The 17312-nt window shown below is 53.6% G+C and carries 18 protein-coding genes; 9 read left to right on the top strand and 9 right to left on the bottom strand.

Annotation, left to right across the window (positions count from 1 at the left end):
* The 4 genes from AC6I8C_RS19685 to AC6I8C_RS19670 form a co-directional block, all read right to left on the bottom strand.
* Complete coding sequence (locus AC6I8C_RS19685; protein WP_497823508.1) at positions 1 to 582, bottom strand: TetR/AcrR family transcriptional regulator; 582 nt, start codon at positions 580 to 582, stop codon at positions 1 to 3.
* A gap of 196 nt (positions 583 to 778) precedes the next feature.
* Positions 779 to 2209: an efflux transporter outer membrane subunit gene (locus AC6I8C_RS19680; RefSeq protein ID WP_497823507.1), complete on the bottom strand. Its 1431-nt coding sequence runs from the start codon at positions 2207 to 2209 to the stop codon at positions 779 to 781.
* Positions 2209 to 5370: an efflux RND transporter permease subunit gene (locus AC6I8C_RS19675; protein WP_497823506.1), complete on the bottom strand. Its 3162-nt coding sequence runs from the start codon at positions 5368 to 5370 to the stop codon at positions 2209 to 2211. The genes AC6I8C_RS19680 and AC6I8C_RS19675 overlap by 1 nt, the downstream gene beginning before the upstream one ends.
* Position 5371: 1 nt before the next feature.
* The gene (locus tag AC6I8C_RS19670; protein WP_497823505.1) at positions 5372 to 6520 is read right to left on the bottom strand and encodes an efflux RND transporter periplasmic adaptor subunit; all 1149 of its coding nucleotides are present in this window, start codon (positions 6518 to 6520) and stop codon (positions 5372 to 5374) included.
* A 459-nt stretch (positions 6521 to 6979) separates the two neighbouring features.
* On the opposite strand from AC6I8C_RS19670, the gene AC6I8C_RS19665 reads away from it, so the two are divergent.
* Positions 6980 to 7225, top strand: a complete 246-nt coding sequence (locus tag AC6I8C_RS19665; RefSeq protein WP_013196391.1) for a ParD-like family protein — start codon at positions 6980 to 6982, stop codon at positions 7223 to 7225.
* The gene (gene map, locus AC6I8C_RS19660; RefSeq protein WP_497823504.1) at positions 7222 to 8007 is read left to right on the top strand and encodes a type I methionyl aminopeptidase; all 786 of its coding nucleotides are present in this window, start codon (positions 7222 to 7224) and stop codon (positions 8005 to 8007) included. The genes AC6I8C_RS19665 and map overlap by 4 nt, the downstream gene beginning before the upstream one ends.
* A gap of 36 nt (positions 8008 to 8043) precedes the next feature.
* Here the strand turns inward: map and AC6I8C_RS19655 are convergent, their stop codons facing one another.
* Positions 8044 to 9138 (bottom strand): sensor domain-containing diguanylate cyclase, encoded by a 1095-nt coding sequence (locus tag AC6I8C_RS19655; RefSeq protein ID WP_497823503.1) that lies wholly within the window; start codon positions 9136 to 9138, stop codon positions 8044 to 8046.
* 181 nt (positions 9139 to 9319) lie between these two features.
* Entirely contained in the window at positions 9320 to 9628 is a 309-nt protein-coding gene (locus AC6I8C_RS19650; protein ID WP_497823502.1) for a hypothetical protein, read from the bottom strand.
* A 231-nt stretch (positions 9629 to 9859) separates the two neighbouring features.
* Here AC6I8C_RS19650 and AC6I8C_RS19645 point away from each other — a divergent pair, with 231 nt between their 5' ends.
* From AC6I8C_RS19645 to AC6I8C_RS19635, 3 genes are all read left to right on the top strand, one after another.
* Complete coding sequence (locus AC6I8C_RS19645) at positions 9860 to 10084, top strand: hypothetical protein (protein ID WP_013196395.1); 225 nt, start codon at positions 9860 to 9862, stop codon at positions 10082 to 10084.
* Positions 10085 to 10086: 2 nt separating this feature from the next.
* Positions 10087 to 10329: a hypothetical protein gene (locus tag AC6I8C_RS19640; RefSeq protein WP_497823501.1), complete on the top strand. Its 243-nt coding sequence runs from the start codon at positions 10087 to 10089 to the stop codon at positions 10327 to 10329.
* 93 nt (positions 10330 to 10422) lie between these two features.
* Entirely contained in the window at positions 10423 to 11109 is a 687-nt protein-coding gene (locus AC6I8C_RS19635; protein WP_346436370.1) for a RipA family octameric membrane protein, read from the top strand.
* A 218-nt stretch (positions 11110 to 11327) separates the two neighbouring features.
* Here the strand turns inward: AC6I8C_RS19635 and AC6I8C_RS19630 are convergent, their stop codons facing one another.
* Entirely contained in the window at positions 11328 to 12377 is a 1050-nt protein-coding gene (locus AC6I8C_RS19630) for an NAD(P)-dependent alcohol dehydrogenase (protein WP_497823500.1), read from the bottom strand.
* A gap of 110 nt (positions 12378 to 12487) precedes the next feature.
* Here AC6I8C_RS19630 and AC6I8C_RS19625 point away from each other — a divergent pair, with 110 nt between their 5' ends.
* Positions 12488 to 12877, top strand: a complete 390-nt coding sequence (locus AC6I8C_RS19625) for a winged helix-turn-helix transcriptional regulator (RefSeq protein WP_497823499.1) — start codon at positions 12488 to 12490, stop codon at positions 12875 to 12877.
* Positions 12878 to 12907: 30 nt separating this feature from the next.
* Here the strand turns inward: AC6I8C_RS19625 and AC6I8C_RS19620 are convergent, their stop codons facing one another.
* The gene (locus AC6I8C_RS19620; RefSeq protein ID WP_497823754.1) at positions 12908 to 13729 is read right to left on the bottom strand and encodes a Cof-type HAD-IIB family hydrolase; all 822 of its coding nucleotides are present in this window, start codon (positions 13727 to 13729) and stop codon (positions 12908 to 12910) included.
* Positions 13730 to 13983: 254 nt separating this feature from the next.
* Between AC6I8C_RS19620 and AC6I8C_RS19615 the strand changes: the two genes are divergently transcribed.
* Together AC6I8C_RS19615 and AC6I8C_RS19610 are read left to right on the top strand one after the other, a co-directional pair.
* A complete protein-coding gene (locus AC6I8C_RS19615; protein ID WP_497823498.1) occupies positions 13984 to 15246 on the top strand; it encodes a DUF1479 domain-containing protein in 1263 nt (420 codons plus the stop codon).
* 76 nt (positions 15247 to 15322) lie between these two features.
* Positions 15323 to 16072 (top strand): DeoR family transcriptional regulator, encoded by a 750-nt coding sequence (locus tag AC6I8C_RS19610; protein ID WP_497823497.1) that lies wholly within the window; start codon positions 15323 to 15325, stop codon positions 16070 to 16072.
* Here AC6I8C_RS19610 and AC6I8C_RS19605 read toward each other — a convergent pair.
* Complete coding sequence (locus tag AC6I8C_RS19605; RefSeq protein ID WP_497823496.1) at positions 16069 to 17085, bottom strand: LacI family DNA-binding transcriptional regulator; 1017 nt, start codon at positions 17083 to 17085, stop codon at positions 16069 to 16071. The two genes, AC6I8C_RS19610 and AC6I8C_RS19605, sit on opposite strands and share 4 nt — an antisense overlap.
* A gap of 48 nt (positions 17086 to 17133) precedes the next feature.
* Here AC6I8C_RS19605 and AC6I8C_RS19600 point away from each other — a divergent pair, with 48 nt between their 5' ends.
* Positions 17134 to 17298 (top strand): hypothetical protein, encoded by a 165-nt coding sequence (locus tag AC6I8C_RS19600; protein ID WP_497823495.1) that lies wholly within the window; start codon positions 17134 to 17136, stop codon positions 17296 to 17298.
* Positions 17299 to 17312: the final 14 nt, after the last annotated feature.

Below are 17312 nucleotides of genomic sequence, written 5' to 3'. Positions count from 1 at the left end.
TCAGGAGAAAAGATGGCCGGCGAGAAGGGTGTTAATCCGCGCTAACTCCTGCTGATTAAGGTGTTTGTCGCCAAACGTACGACAGGCCACGCCATCCACCAGCATCAGCAAAAACTGAATACGATCACTACGCTCTTCAGGGGTCGCTGCTGGCATCTGCCGCTTAAAAACCGCTTCCAGCTCCGTAAAAAGCAATTGTTCTTCATGTGCAAGCAACGCGCGAACTGATTTATTACGTGATGCCTCTGAATACATTTCCAGCAGTAAACAACGATCCCTGAAAGACCAGTCCCGCCAGAAGTCGGATTCCGTATCGATGATATTTGAGGCGCTGGTTTGTAGCTGAAGGTTTTTCAGTAAAAACATTCGCCAGTTTTCTGCGATACTTTTTATCGTCTCACTGACAATGACTTCTTTGCTACTGTAATAGCGATAAATCTGCCCGGCACCCAGACCTGACTCATGGCTTATGTCAGCCATGCTGGCACCATGAAAGCCAGAGCGACTGAAACAGTTTTTCGCTGCCGAAATTATCTGCTGCTGCCGCTGCTGCAGGAAATCCTCACTGTCTGACCTGCTCAAATAACCTCCTGTTAACTGACGTCACACCAGCCCTGATATTCATTCTTCAATGATAACCGAGGCAGGAGTGCGAGAACATATCAGCCGGGAATTCAGGCATGAAATATTATGATTTCACCTTCTCATCTCCTGAAATTTACGCTGAGATTACGCTTTAACCTGGGTGCGCATTCCCGCCTGAATACGCACCCGGTTTTTACATTTTCAGTTGCGACTCCTGCAACGCCGTGCCGCCGCCCAGCACCTTGTAAAACGTATTCAGATTCTGATAGTACGCCTGCTCAGCGCTGACCAGACTGGTTCTGGCGGTATAGAGCGTACGCTGAGCGGTTAACGCATTCAGATACGTGTCCACCCCGTTCTGATAACGCAGATCGGCCAGATGATAATACGTCTGTGAGGCAGCAACATTATTGCGCTGGCTGTTCAGCTGATCTGTGATGGTGCCCTTACGAGCCAGAGCATCTGCGACTTCCTGAAAAGCGGTTTGTACCGCCTTTTCATACGCTGCCACATAATACTCTTTTTGCGCTTTGGTGTAGTTCAGGTAAGAAACGTTGTAGCCACCTTTAAAGATCGGCAGCGAGATGCTGGGCGCAAAAGACCAGATCCCTGCCCCGTTTTTAAACAGTGAAGAGAGATCGGAACTGCCGACACCACCGCTCGCCGTTAGTGAGATGCTCGGGAAGAAATTTGCACGCGCCGCACCGATATTGGCATTTGCTGCCTTCAGGTTATGCTCAGCCTGCAAGACATCAGGACGATTAATCAAGGCTTCGGATGAAACACCCGCCGGCACGTCACGCAATGCCTGACCAACAGATTCGATGTTTTGCGGCAGCAGATTATCAGGCACGCTTTTACCCACAACCAGGTCCAGGGCATTCTTATCCTGCGCCACGCTGGTGGTATAGCTGGCCACATCCGACTGGGCAGACTGCCAGGTGGTTTCTGCTGAAGCGACATCCACCATTGAAGCCACGCCATTTTGCAGACGTTTGCGTGTCACCTCCAGTGACTGGCGCGTACTCTCTGCTGTCTCTTTCGCAATCTCAAGATTGCTGCGGTCGGCCGCCAGCTCTAACCAGTAATCCACCGTGTTATAGAGTATAGTCAGGCGCGTACTTCGCGCCCCTTCCAGCGTGCCGAGATAGGTTTCATACTGCTGGCGTGACAGGCTTTGATTTTTGCCAAACAGATCCAGTTCAAATGAACTGACGCTCCCTTCTGCCGAGTAACTGTTGCCCAATGCAGTCTGATTACCCTCTCCTGTCAGCGCGCGAGAGCGGGTTCCACTCACATCGGCGCTGAGCGTGGGGAAGAGATTAGCCCGCTGCTCACCATATTGTGCATGTGCAGACTTCACACTTGCCACGGCTTCCCGCAGGTCGCGGCTATTGTCCAGAGCCATTGCGACAACCTGACGAAGCCGGGGATCCTGCACATAATCATGCCAGCCCACATCGCGATAATTAATCGCGTTCTTTTGCAGGTTGCGGTAAGCCTCCCCGCTCGGAATTGCGGCAACGACGGCATTATCCGGGCGTGCATAATGCGGATCGAGCGAAACACATCCCGCAAGGAAGCAGGGCAAAAACACCGCTAAACATTTTGCAGATATTGTCATTATTCTCTTACCCTTACTGCGGATTCTGAAGACTGTGTTTCCTCATGCGGTCTGGCCGGAAACAGACGGCGGACCAGCACAAAGAACAGCGGAACAAAGAAGATGGCCAGCAGCGTCGCGGTTAAGGTCCCGCCAATAATGCCGGTACCAATGGCGATACGACTGTTCGCGCCCGCGCCTGTCGAGATAGCCAGCGGCAGCACACCTGCGGTAAAGGCCAGTGAGGTCATAATGATGGGACGCAAACGCATCGTTGCTGCATGCGTCGCGGCCCTGACCAGACTCTCTCCTTTGCGATATTGCTCTTCAGCAAATTCCACGATCAGAATGGCGTTCTTTGCCGAGAGTCCGATGATAGTGAGCAACGCGACCTGGAAATAAACGTCGTTTTCCAGTCCGCGCAGCGTCGTCGCCAGAAGCGCACCGATCACACCTAATGGCACCACCATCATGACCGAGAAGGGTATTGACCAGCTCTCATACAGAGCAGCAAGACACAGGAACACCACAATCAGTGAGATGCCATAGAGCGACATTGCCTGATTGCCAGAGAGTTTTTCCTGATACGAGAGGCCACTCCATGCAAAGGTGTTTCCTGCGGGTAACTTCGCCACCAGCTTTTCCATCGCGGTGATAGCATCCCCCGAACTTTTGCCGGAGGCCGGCGAACCCTGAATTTCGTAAGACGCCAGGCCGTTATAACGTGACAGGACATCCGGGCCATACGCCCACTTCATCGAGGCAAAGGATGAGAACGGCACCATCGTGGTGTTACTGCTGCTGTCCGTGCCGCGCACATACCACTGATCAATATCTTCCGGCTTGCTGCGGAACTGCTGTTCCCCCTGAATGTAGACTTTTTTCACACGACCACGGTCGGTGAAGTCATTGACGTAGCTCCCCCCAATCGCCGCACTTAAGGTGCTGTTAATATCGCTGATCGTCAGACCCAGTGACTGGGCTTTAGCGTCATCAATGTCGACGTCCAGCTGCGGCAGGCTCGGCAGTGAGTTGGCGCGAACGGCACTGAGGTCGGGATTCTTATTGGCCTCAGCAATCAGCTGATCGCGCATTTTAAGCAGTTCGTCGCGACTGGTCGCCCCGCGCGCCTGCAGTTCAAAGGTAAAGCCATTCGACTGACCCAGCCCGGAAACCGGCGGGGGCGTGAGTACAAAAATTTGCGCATCGCGGATGCCCGACAACGCCTTCATCGCGCGGCCCGCAATAGCATCAGCACTGTTTTCGCTGCCTTCCCGTTCACTCCAGTTCTTCAGCGCGATAAAGCCAATACCGGCGTTCTGACCATTACCCGCGAAACTAAAGCCGTTGACGAGCATGCTGACGTTGACGTTATCTTTCTCCTGGGTGGCAAAGTAGTGCTGAACCTGACGACGCACGTCACTTGTCCGGTTTTCCGTGGCGCCGGGAGCAAGCTGATACTGCACCATGATGTAACCCTGGTCTTCAGTCGGCAGGAAGCCCGTGGGCAGGCGCATATAAAGCACCGCACAGCCGATCAACAGCACGCCATACAGAAGCAGATAACGAACCGAACTGTTCACAACATGACCAACACCATTCTGATAGCGTGCCTGGACTCTTTCATAGCTGCGATTAAACCAGCCGAAGAAGCCCGTGCTGCCGCTTTCGTGATTATGCGGTTTAAGCAGGGTGGCACAGAGTGCGGGCGTCAGCGTCAGCGCCACAATCACCGACAGCACCATCGATGAAACAAGGGTGATTGAAAACTGACGATAGATCACACCCGTTGAGCCGCTGAAAAAGGTCATAGGCAGGAACACGGCTGAGAGCACCATCGCGATACCAATCAACGCACCGGTAATCTCCTTCATCGATTTTTCCGTCGCCTGACGCGGGGGTAAGCCCTCCTCACGCATCACACGTTCGACGTTTTCAACCACGACAATCGCATCATCAACCAGTAAGCCGATGGCCAGCACCATCCCGAACATGGTGAGGGTATTAATTGAGTAGCCAAAGAGGGACAACACACCAAAGGTGCCCAGCAGCACGACCGGGACAGCAATCGCCGGGATGAGCGTAGTACGGATGTTTTGCAGGAAAACAAACATCACGATGACCACTAAAATCACTGCTTCGATGAGCGTTTTCACCACTTCTTCAATGGAGATTTTAACGAAATCGGTGCTGTCGAGCGGATAAGCGATCTCATAGCCCGCAGGCATAGTGCTGCGAAACTCATTAATTTTCGCTTTCACCTGCTCGGCGGTTGAGAGTGCATTGGCACCTGACGCCAGCTGCACGGCAATACCGGATGCAGGATGACCGTTAGCGAGAACGTTAGAACTGTAATCTTCATTACCCATCTCAACGCGTGCGACATCACTCAGTCGTACCACTGACCCATCCGCCTGGCTTTTCAGGACGATATTGCGGAACTGCTCAGGGGTTTGCAGTCGGGATCGTGAACGGACCGTCGCCACCAGCTGTTGTTCTTTGCTGGCGGGTTGTGCCCCTAACTGCCCCGAGGAGACCTGCGTGTTCTGACTCTCAAGTGCCGTTGTGACGTCGGAAGGCATCAGAGAAAAGGAAGTCAGCCTGGCGGGATCAAGCCAGATACGCATCGCATATTCAGCACCGAATACCTGAACGCTGCCTACTCCCGGCACACGCGCCAGGCTGTCTTCCATGTTACTCACCATATAGTCGGCGACATCTGATGAGCTGCTTTTATTGGTTTTATCGTACAGCGCCAGGATCAGCAGAAAGTCACTCTGCGCTTTCTGCACGGTCACACCCTGTGACGTGACTGCGGTCGGCAGGCGGCTCTCGGCCTGCTGAACCTTGTTCTGCACCTGAACCTGCGCAATATCCGGGTCGGTTCCCTGCTGGAAAGTGACGTTGATTTTGACCTGGCCGGTGGAGGCAGTGCTGGTGGCATCGAAATAGAGTAACCCATCCAGCCCGGTAAGCTGCTGCTCAATGACCTGAGTCACGCTGCTCTCCAGCGTTTCAGCAGAAGCACCGGTATAGGTTGCCTGAATACTGATTTGCGGCGGTGCCACATCCGGATATTGCGCCACCGGCAGGCTGTTAATGCTCAGGATGCCGAACATCATGATGCACAGGGCGATTACCCAGGCGAAAACCGGACGACGAATAAAGAACTGAGCCAGCATATCATTTGCCCTCGCCGGTTGCGGCTTTCGCGTCTGGCGTCACTTCGACAGCCTTGACGCGCATACCCGGCTGAACTTTAGCGGTGCCTTCCACAATCAGCTTGTCACCGCGGTTCAGTCCCGAGGTAATCAGCCATTTGTTGCCAATCACGCGATCGGCTACGACGTCCCGGCTTTCTACTTTGCTCTGGTTATCCACTACCAGCGCAGTGGCGTTGCCCTTCGCATCCCGGGTAATTCCCTGCTGCGGTGCCAGAATCGCATCGCTCTGTACGCCATTGGTGACGCTGGCGCGAACGTACATGCCAGGCAGAAGTTCATGTTGCGGATTCGGGAAGATCGCGCGCAGCGTTACTGTACCCGTGGCTTCATCCACTGAGACTTCGGTCAGCTCCAGCTTTCCGGGATGCTCATAGGCAGTACCATCTTCCAGATTCACCGTCACGGGGACGGCATCGGCACTCTGCTGCAGCGACGCCTGCTGGCGCTTCAGTTTCAGCAGTTGCACACTGGATTGGGTGAGATCGACGTAGATGGGATCGAGCGCGCGTATCGTTGCCAGTGCAGAAGTCTGGCTGGCGGTGACCAGTGCACCAGGTGTCACCGATGAGATCCCAATACGACCACTAATCGGCGCTTTGATTTGGGTGTAGTTCAGACTGATACGGGCACTTTCCACGGCAGCACGGTACTGGTCAACAGAGGCGACGTTCTGCTGATACGTTGCCTGGGCATCATCCGCATCCTGCCGTGAAACGCCATTCTCTTTCACCAGCGCAGCATAGCGTTCGGCTTTTAATTTACTGCTTTTCACCAGCGCCTGAGCATTTTTCAGCTGCGCCAGGGCCTGATCGTAACTGGCCTGATAGCTGGCGGGATCGATCTGGTAAAGAATCTGCCCGGCTTTAACGTCATCACCCTCTGTAAACAGGCGTTTCTGGATGATGCCATCCACCTGGGGCCTGACATCTGACGTCATACTGCCCGTTACGCGTCCGGCCAGCTGACTATCCAGCGTCACAGATTCGGTTTGCAAGGTTTTCACACCGACTTCTGTGGTCATGTTTCCATCTGGCTGCTGACTGTTTTGGTCGCAGGCCGCCACAATCATCACGAGTCCGGCGATGATACTGCGCTGAAAGTTTCCCATAAAGATCCTGTAATGAACGTTCATTCTCAGCGTGTAGTTTAATTAATCAGCAACAAAATGTATGTCAGCAAAACGAAAAGAAGGATGTCCGAAAATATGTAAAAGAAGGCTTTTATTTATTGTCAGGCCAGCGCACGGATGACCAGACGTTGAGCAGTGTCCTCTACGGATTTGGATTGTGATGCTGACTGCGAATGGGGAGGCAGACCCATCAATGTTAAACAGGCGGATGCAGGACCTGATGAGGCCAGTTATGAGCAGTTTTTTACAGCACTTATACCCGCTAAATAATCACTTTAGTGATGAATAACTTTCCAGGTTTTCAGTAAAGGCGTCCCTGCTGGCGGAGGCGTTTAGTAGATTCTGAGCCGATTCATGCAGGTAAACATTTCGTCGCTTTGCAAATCGGCCCGCACGCGTTACTCTATACGAAACATATACATTTCATATAAGGCTCAAATGGGTATCGTAAAAATCTCCGACCTGATGCATGAAAATCTGCGCATCGCCAGTCAGGCGATGAGCCGCTCGATTAATGCACAGGCGGAACACTGGCTAAAACTCGGCATGCTGGCAGAACTTTATCCGCAGCAGACCCAACACCAACTGGCACAGATGCTGATCCGGCTTGAACTGGACGGCAGCGCTGATATCCGCAATATGCTCCATAAAGAGAGCCTCACCACACAAGGAGACGTGTCATGAACACCGTTAAAATTCATACCGCGGCGGAGATTGAGATGGCGCGCGCAGCCGGGCAGGCTGCGGCGCAGGTACTGGCGATGATTACACCGCACGTTCGCCCCGGCATTACCACCGAAGAGCTGGATGATATCTGCCACGACTTCATTGTGAATGAACTCAGGGTGACGCCCGCGAACATCGGCTATCACGGCTATACCCGCACAACCTGCACGTCGGTCAATCACGTGGTGTGCCACGGTATACCAGCCAGCAAAAAGCTTAAGGATGGCGATATCGTTAATATCGATGTGGCGGTTATCAAAGATGGCTGGTATGGCGATACCAGCCGGATGTATTTTGTCGGCACGCCGTCAGTCCGGGCAAAACGCCTGGTCGGGATCACCTATCAATCGATGGTTGCGGGGATCAAAACCGTCCGTCCTGGCGCAACGCTGGGCGATGTGGGCGCGGCAATCCAGCGTGTTGCTGAAGCTGCCGGTTTCTCTGTCGTACGGGAGTATTGCGGGCACGGCGTGGGTGAGATTTATCACACCGATCCGCAGGTACTGCACTACGGCACCCCAGGTGAAGGAATGCCCCTGAAGGCCGGTATGATTTTTACTATTGAACCGATGATTAATGCCGGTAAAGCCGGGACCAGCGTGCTATCCGACGGCTGGACGGTCGTGACTAAAGATCGTTCGCTCTCGGCGCAGTGGGAACATACCGTCGCCGTCACTGAAGAGGGTTTCGATCTGCTGACGCCGTGGCCTGAAGGCACTGGCGACTACCCGGCGATTTAATCACTCAGCCTGAGGACGCGTCTCAGGCTGCCTTCTTCATTTGCTCCTGACTGCACTGAGTGTGTTCAGCGAGTCTGAATGCCATATCTGCACATTGTTGCGACCCGCGCGCTTAACCTGATAAAGCGCCTCATCAGCACATCTCAGCCACTCATGAATTGAAGCCGCATCACGTGCTGCCGCAATCCCAATACTCACCGAACACTGAAAGGTGGATGACGCTGGCAGCCGCAACAGGGCAATCCCCTGCCTGAATTGCTCTGCCAGCAGCAGGATGCTGGTTTCATCCGCATCCCGTACGATCACACACAATTCATCGCCGCCAAAGCGGGCGGGCACATCTTTCAGGCCGACGCTGTCACGCAGCAGTGCCGAAATCTCTGTCAGCAGAAAGTCACCCGCTTCATGTCCATAGGTATCGTTAACCTGTTTGAAGTGGTCGACATCCAGCAGCATTAACCAGGCTTTGCCCTCGCCTCGCTGCGTGCGCAAAAACTCACTTTCCAGCCGCCGTTCAAACAGCCGGCGGTTAGGGATTTTCAGACCGGGGTCCATCAGCGCAATGCGTTCCAGCTCGCGGTTCTTCTGGCGCAGACTCAGCGTCAGATTGTGTGACACCACACTGAGTGCCAGCAGATACAGGCTGGCCAGCGGCAGAGTCAGCCAGACGGTTCGGGTACTGAACGTCAGCACCAGGGGTGCCTTTTCCGCTGACCAGACCAGCACAAAGGCAAACAGAAATGCCTGCAGCGCGGACTTTAGCTGAACCCAGCCGCCTGCCGAGTAGCGATCGGAGATCAGCACTGCCATGATAATAATTGAAGGCAACGGACTCAGTGCCATCGCAGCAACCCATACGCCGCCAAACGCGGCATCCAGCGTGAGATTCTTACGCTCAAAACCGGTCGGATCGCGCGACCGCAATGCCATTCGATAGGCGACATAAGGCCAGATAAACGCATTGGTAAAGAGAAGAGCACAAAGTACCGCGCTTTTTCCCATCTCCATCAGAACCGACAAAATGGGCAGAAAACAGAGAAAGGTGCCGAGCTGGCGCATCATAAACATTCGTCGCACAAATCGCGTCGAACGGCGCTTCAGTTGAACATCATCGGGAGTGTAATAATTCATATGCACACTGAAGCAGCCACTGGTTACGGCAGTTTATCGGCAAATGCTTAAACAGGGTTAATTATTTACAGAATATTCTTATTGCGTAACTAATGTTTTTACTCAGCACTATATGATGTCCAGGCAACCGATGCTGATCGAGAAAGAGTGTGTACACGCCATGACAGCGCGCACAGGGAGACTATCGGCGGCCTTTCACAATTGAGGCCGACCAGTTGAAATCGCTGACTTCACTGGCGGTGAGTGACTCAGGTTTCTTTTTACGCAGCGGTTTTTTCTTCTCCTTTTCAGCCTTTGCTCTCTCCTTCTCCAGCTTACTGGCCATCACCATCTGCCGTGCTTCACTGTTGAATTCTTTTTCTTTTTTACTATCCGGCTCTTTACCGGTTCGCTGACGGTACTTTTCAGCCAGCCCTTTATAGGTTTGTTCGACGGCCAGACGTTCATCAGCATTGAACTGATCAATGGAAATCATCTTCTTATCGCTCATAGCGGCGTGTCCTGTGGCAAGTTGTCCGGTCAAGTGTACCGCATTCATAGCCCATTAACTCAGCGAATGGCAGCCGTTCTGCAGACTCATGTTCCCCCACGTCCCTGCTATCAGGTAATTTCTCTGAAAGGTGCGCCTTAGCCCTGTTAAAAATAAGGTTATCTCTTAATATAAAACTAATGTTCATCAGGTTTACTGGTAGTGACCACGTACTGCCGAGGAGCTGAGGGAATGATTAAAGAGACCGATCGCCTGTCACAGGCGTTATTACGGCGGCATGGGATTGGCGTTAAGCAGAAACGTATACACTTTCGTGGCCGCGATTTATTGTTTCAGCTGCATAATGCCCGTTATGAAGTTTTTAACGGCGATCGCTGTATCGCGACCGTTGAAACAAACAATATCAATGAAGCGATTAAGCAGTTTAAAGCGCTGGACAACCCTGCGGAGAAATAAACATGCCAGATTATCGCCTGTTTCAGAAGGACCAGACAGTCAGGGCCGTGAATCATGTAAGCCAGGATCAGCAGGACCTGTTATCAGTTGAAGGCTATAAAGTGGTGTGGGACGTAGTTAATGCCGATAACGCTGATGCGGCGCTTCTGCGCTATCAGCAGTTGCGTCACGATGAGGGTAACGCTGCGCAGAACTTTGCAACGGATTCGCTTTTCAGCTCTCTTCTGAGTCTGTTATCCCGCTAAGTCAGCATGGGGCTGCGGGTTTGCGGGCGAAGTTACTGTTAATTCATCCCGTGCTGATTAAAATAGAGAAAATTTCCCGCACACAGGTTTCTGATGAAAATCACTATTCACAAAGAAGATGAGCTGTTTATGCACAACTTCTTTGCTGCACCCTGCGACACCTTCGATACAGACTCACTTCAGGCACAACACATTCAGCAATCGCTTCAGCTGGCCATTCAGCAGAAAAGTGCAGAGGCAGACAGCGACTGGAAGCGCAGCCTGACTTTTCTGCTGCTGTTTCTTTTTTTATATGCTGCGCTGGGGGCCTCGCTGACGCTGGATCTCAGCACCACAGGCGCGGCGCATAAGAGTATCGAGTATGCACTGGAAGCGATTCCGGTGCTCATCGCCTTCTCCGGTTTCTTCATCTCCATTCTTTATCTCTTCCTGACCCGTGCCAGTGCGCGTAAGCAGCATAACTGGGAAAAGAGTATTCTGGTGCTGGAGAAGTATGCCATCGGTAACCTGTTTAAAGCCACCCATACTCAGGGCGGTGGCACCAGCAATTACTCTGTGCCCAATCTTTCTATTTCGCTCGCACTGTTTATCTGTGTGACCTGGCTGGTGATTTATAACTATCTGACCTTTACCACCAGTGGCGTGTTTGGCAGTGTCATCTCGCTTTTCATCAGCACCATGGTTTATGTCATTCTGGATATCCAGCTGCTTAAGCCCTTTATTCATGCTGTTGAAAAAGACGAACCCGAAAAGAGTAACGCGGATAAAGAGCAGGATTAACGACCTTCCCTGATGTTAAAGCAGATACCCGGCCAGTGAGTCGGGTATTTTTTTGGCTGCTAAAAGACGTTTTCGCTAAATAGCTTTTGCTGCACAGAAACGAATGGTACGGCGAATTGATATTAAAAGCATGTTGTAACTACAGATAGCCTCTTCTTTTCATGCTGTGACTTACTGAACGCTGCCTGAAGGCCCGCTTTCACCGCGGGCCAGGCGTGTTACCAGCGGGTTTTCTGCATATCGATGACGAAACGATATTTCACATCGCTGGTCAGCATCCGTTCAAAGGCAGTTTCCACCTCTTCACCGGTAATCATCTCTACGTCAGCCGTGATGTTGTGCTCACCACAGAAGTCGAGCATCTGCTGCGTCTCCTGAATGCTGCCGATTGAGGTGCCCGTAATACTCAGGCGGCGGAACACCATTGGCGTGACATTCGGTGACGGATGCGGTTGATCGGGGATCCCCACCAGCACCAGCTGACCGTTGGTTTTCAGCGTGCTGAGATAAGGATCGAGGTCGTGAGGTGCAGCAACACAGTCGAGGATGATATCCAGAGACGCCTGACACCCGGCCATCTGGGCCGCGTCACGCGAGACCACCACATGTTTTGCACCCAGCCGACGCGCATCCGCCCCTTTCGCCGGAGAGGTCGTAAACAGGGTAACCTCCGCACCCAGCGCGCTGGCCAGCTTAACCGCCATATGACCCAGCCCGCCAAGACCGATCACACCCACACGATCGCCTGCTTTGACGTTGAAGTGCTGCAAGGGTGACCAGACGGTCACGCCAGCGCACAGCAGTGGAGCCACCGCGTTCAGCGCCAGATTATCCGGTACCTTGACCACAAAATGCTGGTCAGCGATAACGTGCTGCGCATAGCCGCCAAACGTCGTGTTGCCGGTATATTGATCGGTGCCGTTATAGGTCGGCGTGAAACCCGCCTCACAGTACTGCTCTTCTTGCTGCTGGCAGAAGTGACACTCCCGGCAGGAATCGACCATCACGCCAACGCCAACCGTCTCTCCAACAGAGAATTTAGTGACGTTGTCACCCGTTGCAACCACGCGACCAACAATCTCGTGACCAGGCACCAGCGGATAACGGCTGACGCCCCATTCATTGCGCGCCATATGCAGGTCAGAGTGGCAGACGCCGCAATAGAGAATCTCAATTTTTACATCATCAGCCTGCAGATCGCGTAACTCAACCTCGCCTGCCTTGAGCGGTTGACCTGCCTGAGTTGCTACCAGCGCGTTAATTTTCATCTGTTGCCTCTTCTTACCTGATGGTCGTAAAGAAAGCGGCACACTATAGACACACGGAGACCCTTTTGATAGTAGTTACCTTTTGGTTACCATGAAATAGGAAGGTCATTATGCCGGTCTGGGTTGACGGAAAACTGTGTTTTTATGCGGACTCACCGCCGCGCCGCCTGCTGGAACTGTTTTCGGTGAAGTGGAGCACTATGGTGCTGCATGCGCTTTTTCACTGGCCGGACAATCGGGCACGCACGGGCGAACTGGAGCGCAGCCTGCAGGGCATCTCGAAGAAGATGCTGATCCAGACGCTCCGTGAGCTGGAACAACGCGGACTGGTGTCACGTCAGGTGTGGCAGGTGGTGCCGCCAAAAGTGGAATACAGCCTCACGGCGCTGGGCCATACCTTTGCACAGCCGATCGAGCAGATGTATCAGTGGGGACTGGAAAATCAGGCTGCGCTGGATGAAATGGAAAATCATGCGCGCAGCCATCAGGAGGGCGGTTAAAGCGCCGCCCGTTATAAAGCTTGCCGCGTCTTAATCGAACGGGAATTCGCGTGCCAGCACGCGCGCAATCACATTCAGCGCGCCCTCGTCATTGTTGCTCTGCGTCTGGTAGCGCGCCACGGCGGCGACAGCGTCGGCCGCATTGGCCATTGAGAAACTGAAGCAGGCCTGGCGCAGCATCTCGATATCATTCGCGCTGTCGCCAATCGCCAGCACTTCACAATCACTGATGCCCCATTTTTCCTGTAACAGCGCGATGCCGTGGGCTTTATGGCAGCCGGGAATGATGAGGTCAATAAAACCAAAGCCGCTGGAAACCGGATGCATGATATTTTCCAGCTCGCCCAGACGCGCATGCAGGCGTTGCAGCAGTGCTTCCACCCCTTCATTCTCCAGCTTTAGCGAGAACTTGAAGATGGTGTCGTCAATGGCATACAGGTCATCGCGCTTTTCCAGACGGTGATAGTGGTTTGCCAGCTGGTCCATCACCTCGTCAGAGGCAGAACAATGCATATAAGCACCATTTCGTCCACAGACCACCACTGCGATGTCGGGTTCATGCGCCAGAATATCGAGGATCTTATGCACCTTATCCTGCGCTAATTCACCACAGAAAATCTCTTCATTGCTGTCAGAGACCCAGGCGCCATTTTCTGCCACGAAAGCGATCTCATCTTTGATGTCGGGAAAATAGCGCTGCAGCTGGTAATACTGATTACCACTGGCCACCACAAAACGGATGCCCTTCTGCTTCAGCAGCGCATACTGACGTGAAAACCGCTGAACGTTGTACTGCTTATTATCGTCCAGAAAGGTGCCGTCCATATCCACCGCAATCATCTTAACCGCCATCTCGCCTGCCCCTATACGTTCGCCGTTCTGTCCTGCCGGCTGATTGATTTGATTCATAAAGCTTACTCGCTGTGTGGATTAATGAGAATGCAAATAGTGACTTTGCTAACGGCTTTCAGAGCGTTCCGGTTCAGAAGTTGTGTTACAACGCACGTTTTTTATCGTTAAAAGAATGTTAACCTCAGTCGCAATTTACGAATGAAGGTTATTTTAATTCCATTCGTAACTCAACCCCGAACTTTTAGGAGTGTGAAATGCGTGATGAATCCCGAGCGACACCTTTGCCTGATGACGTTAAAAGCGCTATCCGCGAAATGAAACAGCAGCTACGCCAGCAAATTGGCGACGTAGATGCTCTGTTTCGGCAGGTGTGCGACAACATTACTGCCGCGATTGCTGAGGCAAAAGCGGACGAAGCGCGAACCGGCAGTGCCTGGCCGGTCGTCCCGATGCAGGACATAGCAGAAGGGAAGGTTTCGGATGAAACCCGATCGCTGATTAAACGTCGCGGCTGTGTAGTAATTAAGCAACACTTCGCGCGTGATCAGGCGATGGCGTGGGATAAGTCGATGCTCGACTACCTGGATCACAACCGCTTTGATGAGCAGTACCGCGGTCCCGGTGATGACTTCTTTGGCACGCTCGCTGCCTCACGTCCCGAAATCTACCCGATTTACTGGTCACATGCGCAGATGGAAGCGCGACAGAGTGTGGCGATGGCTGATGCGCAATCGTTTCTGAACCGTTTATGGATGTTTAACTCTCAGGGCAAAAAGTGGTTTGATCCCGATGTCAGCGTGATCTATCCCGATCGCATCCGTCGCCGTTTGCCGGGCACGACGTCGAAAGGATTAGGCGCACATACCGACTCCGGCGCGCTGGAACGCTGGTTACTGCCCGCTTACCAGCAGGTTTTCAGCAAGCTGTTTCACGGTGATTTTGCCGCTTACGATCCCTGGGATGCGGCACACCGTACCGACGTTGATGAGTATGACCTGCCTGGCACGACTAAGTGTTCTGTATTCCGCACGTTTCAGGGCTGGACCGCACTCTCTGATATGATCCCCGGTCAGGGCCTGCTGCATGTGGTGCCGGTACCCCAGGCGATGGCGTATATTCTGCTGCGCCCGCTGCTTTCCGATGTACCTGAAGATGAACTCTGTGGCGTCGCGCCGGGTCGGGTGTTACCTGTCACTGCGCAGTGGCATCCGCACCTGATCGCCGGACTTTGTTCAATCCCGGCTCTGGAGGCGGGCGATTCAGTGTGGTGGCACTGTGATGTGATCCATTCCGTTGCACCGGTGGACGATCAGCAGGGCTGGGGCAATGTGATGTATATCCCCGCTGCGCCGATGTGTGATAAAAACCGCATCTACGCCCGCCAGGTTGCGCAGGCACTGGAACAGGGACGTTCGCCGGGTGATTTTCCGCCGGAAGATTATGAAGCCGGGTGGGAGCAACGTTTTAAGCCGGAAGATCTGAATATTAACGGACGTCGTTCACTGGATTTAGCCTGACCCTGACCCCGCGTTGTGCACCGACGCGGGGGATTCCCTGATACACTGCACGTTTTATCCCTGACGAAACCCAATTATGAATCCGCGACATCATCAGATTATTCAACTGGTTAATAGCCGGGGCAGCGTAACGGTCAGTGAACTGGCGCAGCTGACCGGTGTTTCTGAAGTGACGGTGCGTCAGGATCTCACGCTGCTGGAACGCGACCGACTGCTGCGCCGGGTGCATGGCTCCGCGCTGGCGCTGGACAGTGACAATGTCGGCACCCGCATGAACACCCGCTATTCCACCAAGCAGGCGCTGGCTCAACACGCCGCCAGCCTGGTGCAGACGGGTGAATCGGTGTTCATCGAAGGGGGCAGTACCAATGCGCTGCTGGCACGTGCGCTGGCTGACCGTGGCGATCTGACACTGATCACCGTCAGCCACTATATTGCCCAGCTTTTGCGGGACGCCACCTGTGAAGTGATTGTGCTGGGTGGATTGCTGCAGAAAAGCAGTGAGTCGGTGGTCGGCCCACTGACGCGTTACTCCATTCAGCAGGTGCATTTTCACAGAGCGTTTGTGGGCGTGGATGGCTGGCACCCAGAGACCGGCTTCACCGGCCGCAATATGCTGCGCTGTGATGTGGTGGATGCGGTGCTGGCGAAAGGCGCTGAAAGCTATGCCCTGACTGATGCCTCTAAATTCGGGCAGATTCACCCTTATCCGCTCTCATCCGGTTACCAGGTCGGCCATGTGATTACCGATGAAACGCTGGATGCGGGGACCGTCACGCAGCTCAGGAAACAGGCCATTAAGGTGATACAGATTGCGGCGAATTAAGCAGACCAGGGGCCCTGAGTAACGGAATCGCGCAACATCAGGCTGGCCGTAAAAGGCGCCTGACTGTGCCAGTCACCGCCATCCAGCATGGTCAGCAGGCGGTTAATCGTCTCATCGATCATCTCCGTCACTGGCAGCTTCATACTGGATAATGACGGCGTGATATAAGGTGCCAGCGGGAGATCATCGAAGCCTATCACCGAGACCTGATCAGGCACCGCGATGCCGCATTCGATCAGCCGCTTGATGGCTCCAATCGCCATCTCATCATTGCTTGCCACTAGCGCCGTGAATGACACATTGCGTTCCAGCAGCTGGTCCACGGCGGCCATACCGCTCTGCGCCGTCCATTTACCCGCCACGACGCGGCGGTCGTCCGCTTCCAGCCCCATAGCGGCCAGCGCAGCGTGATAACCTGACAGACGTTCGACGCCGGTCGGGGAATCCAGAGAACCGGTGATAAAGGCGATGTCGCGATGTCCCTGATTCAGCAGATGGGTTACCGCTGTGGCGCTGCTGGCGTGCTGATCGCTGTAAATGCAGTAGCTCTGGTTGACGCGCAGCCGTCGGTTGATGACCAGTATCGGCTGTTTATGGCGGGAGATAATCGCATCCAGCGCGTCGATACTCAGAAAGCGCGGGTAGATAATGATGCCGTCACACCGCAGGTCGAGCAAAAACTGAATCGCCGCTTCTTCCTGCTCAGCGGTGTGTTTGCCGTCTGCCAGAATCAGCTGGCGGCCCTGCTGCTCCATCATGCGTGCGGAGTGCGCCATCAACTCAGTGAAGTAGCTGCCGCTATAGAGCGTATTTGTGATCACCAGTCCGATAGTCTGAGACGTTTTAGTCGCCAGGTTGCGCGCCAGCAGATTGGGCCGGTAGCCGGTTTCCGCAATCGCCTTTAACACCCTTTCACGCTTCTCCTGCCCGACATAGCCATTGCCGGACAATACACGTGACACCGTCGCTTTTGAGACGGCCGCCCTGTTTGCCACTTCCTGAATCGTTGCCATGGTGAAGCTCCTTTGCTGCGTCGGTCTGCAGTCTACCTAAGCCTCTCAATGTTGGAAATATTTACCCTGCCCGCTGGCGCAGATACCCGACCCACCGGAGGTGATGAAGTTCACAAAAAAGAAATCTGGCTGATTTATCCTCTTGTCGGCTCACTGAAAGCACTTCATGATTTTGTGAAACCGGTTTCCTATTTACCTGATAGCAGCCGCTAAAAACATAAAAATGC

The sequence above is a fragment of the Pantoea sp. X-Soil-YNGN-844 genome, from assembly GCF_059730595.1.
The sequence above is the reverse complement of the archived record's forward strand: the minus strand, read 5'-3'. Positions and strand labels throughout refer to the sequence as shown.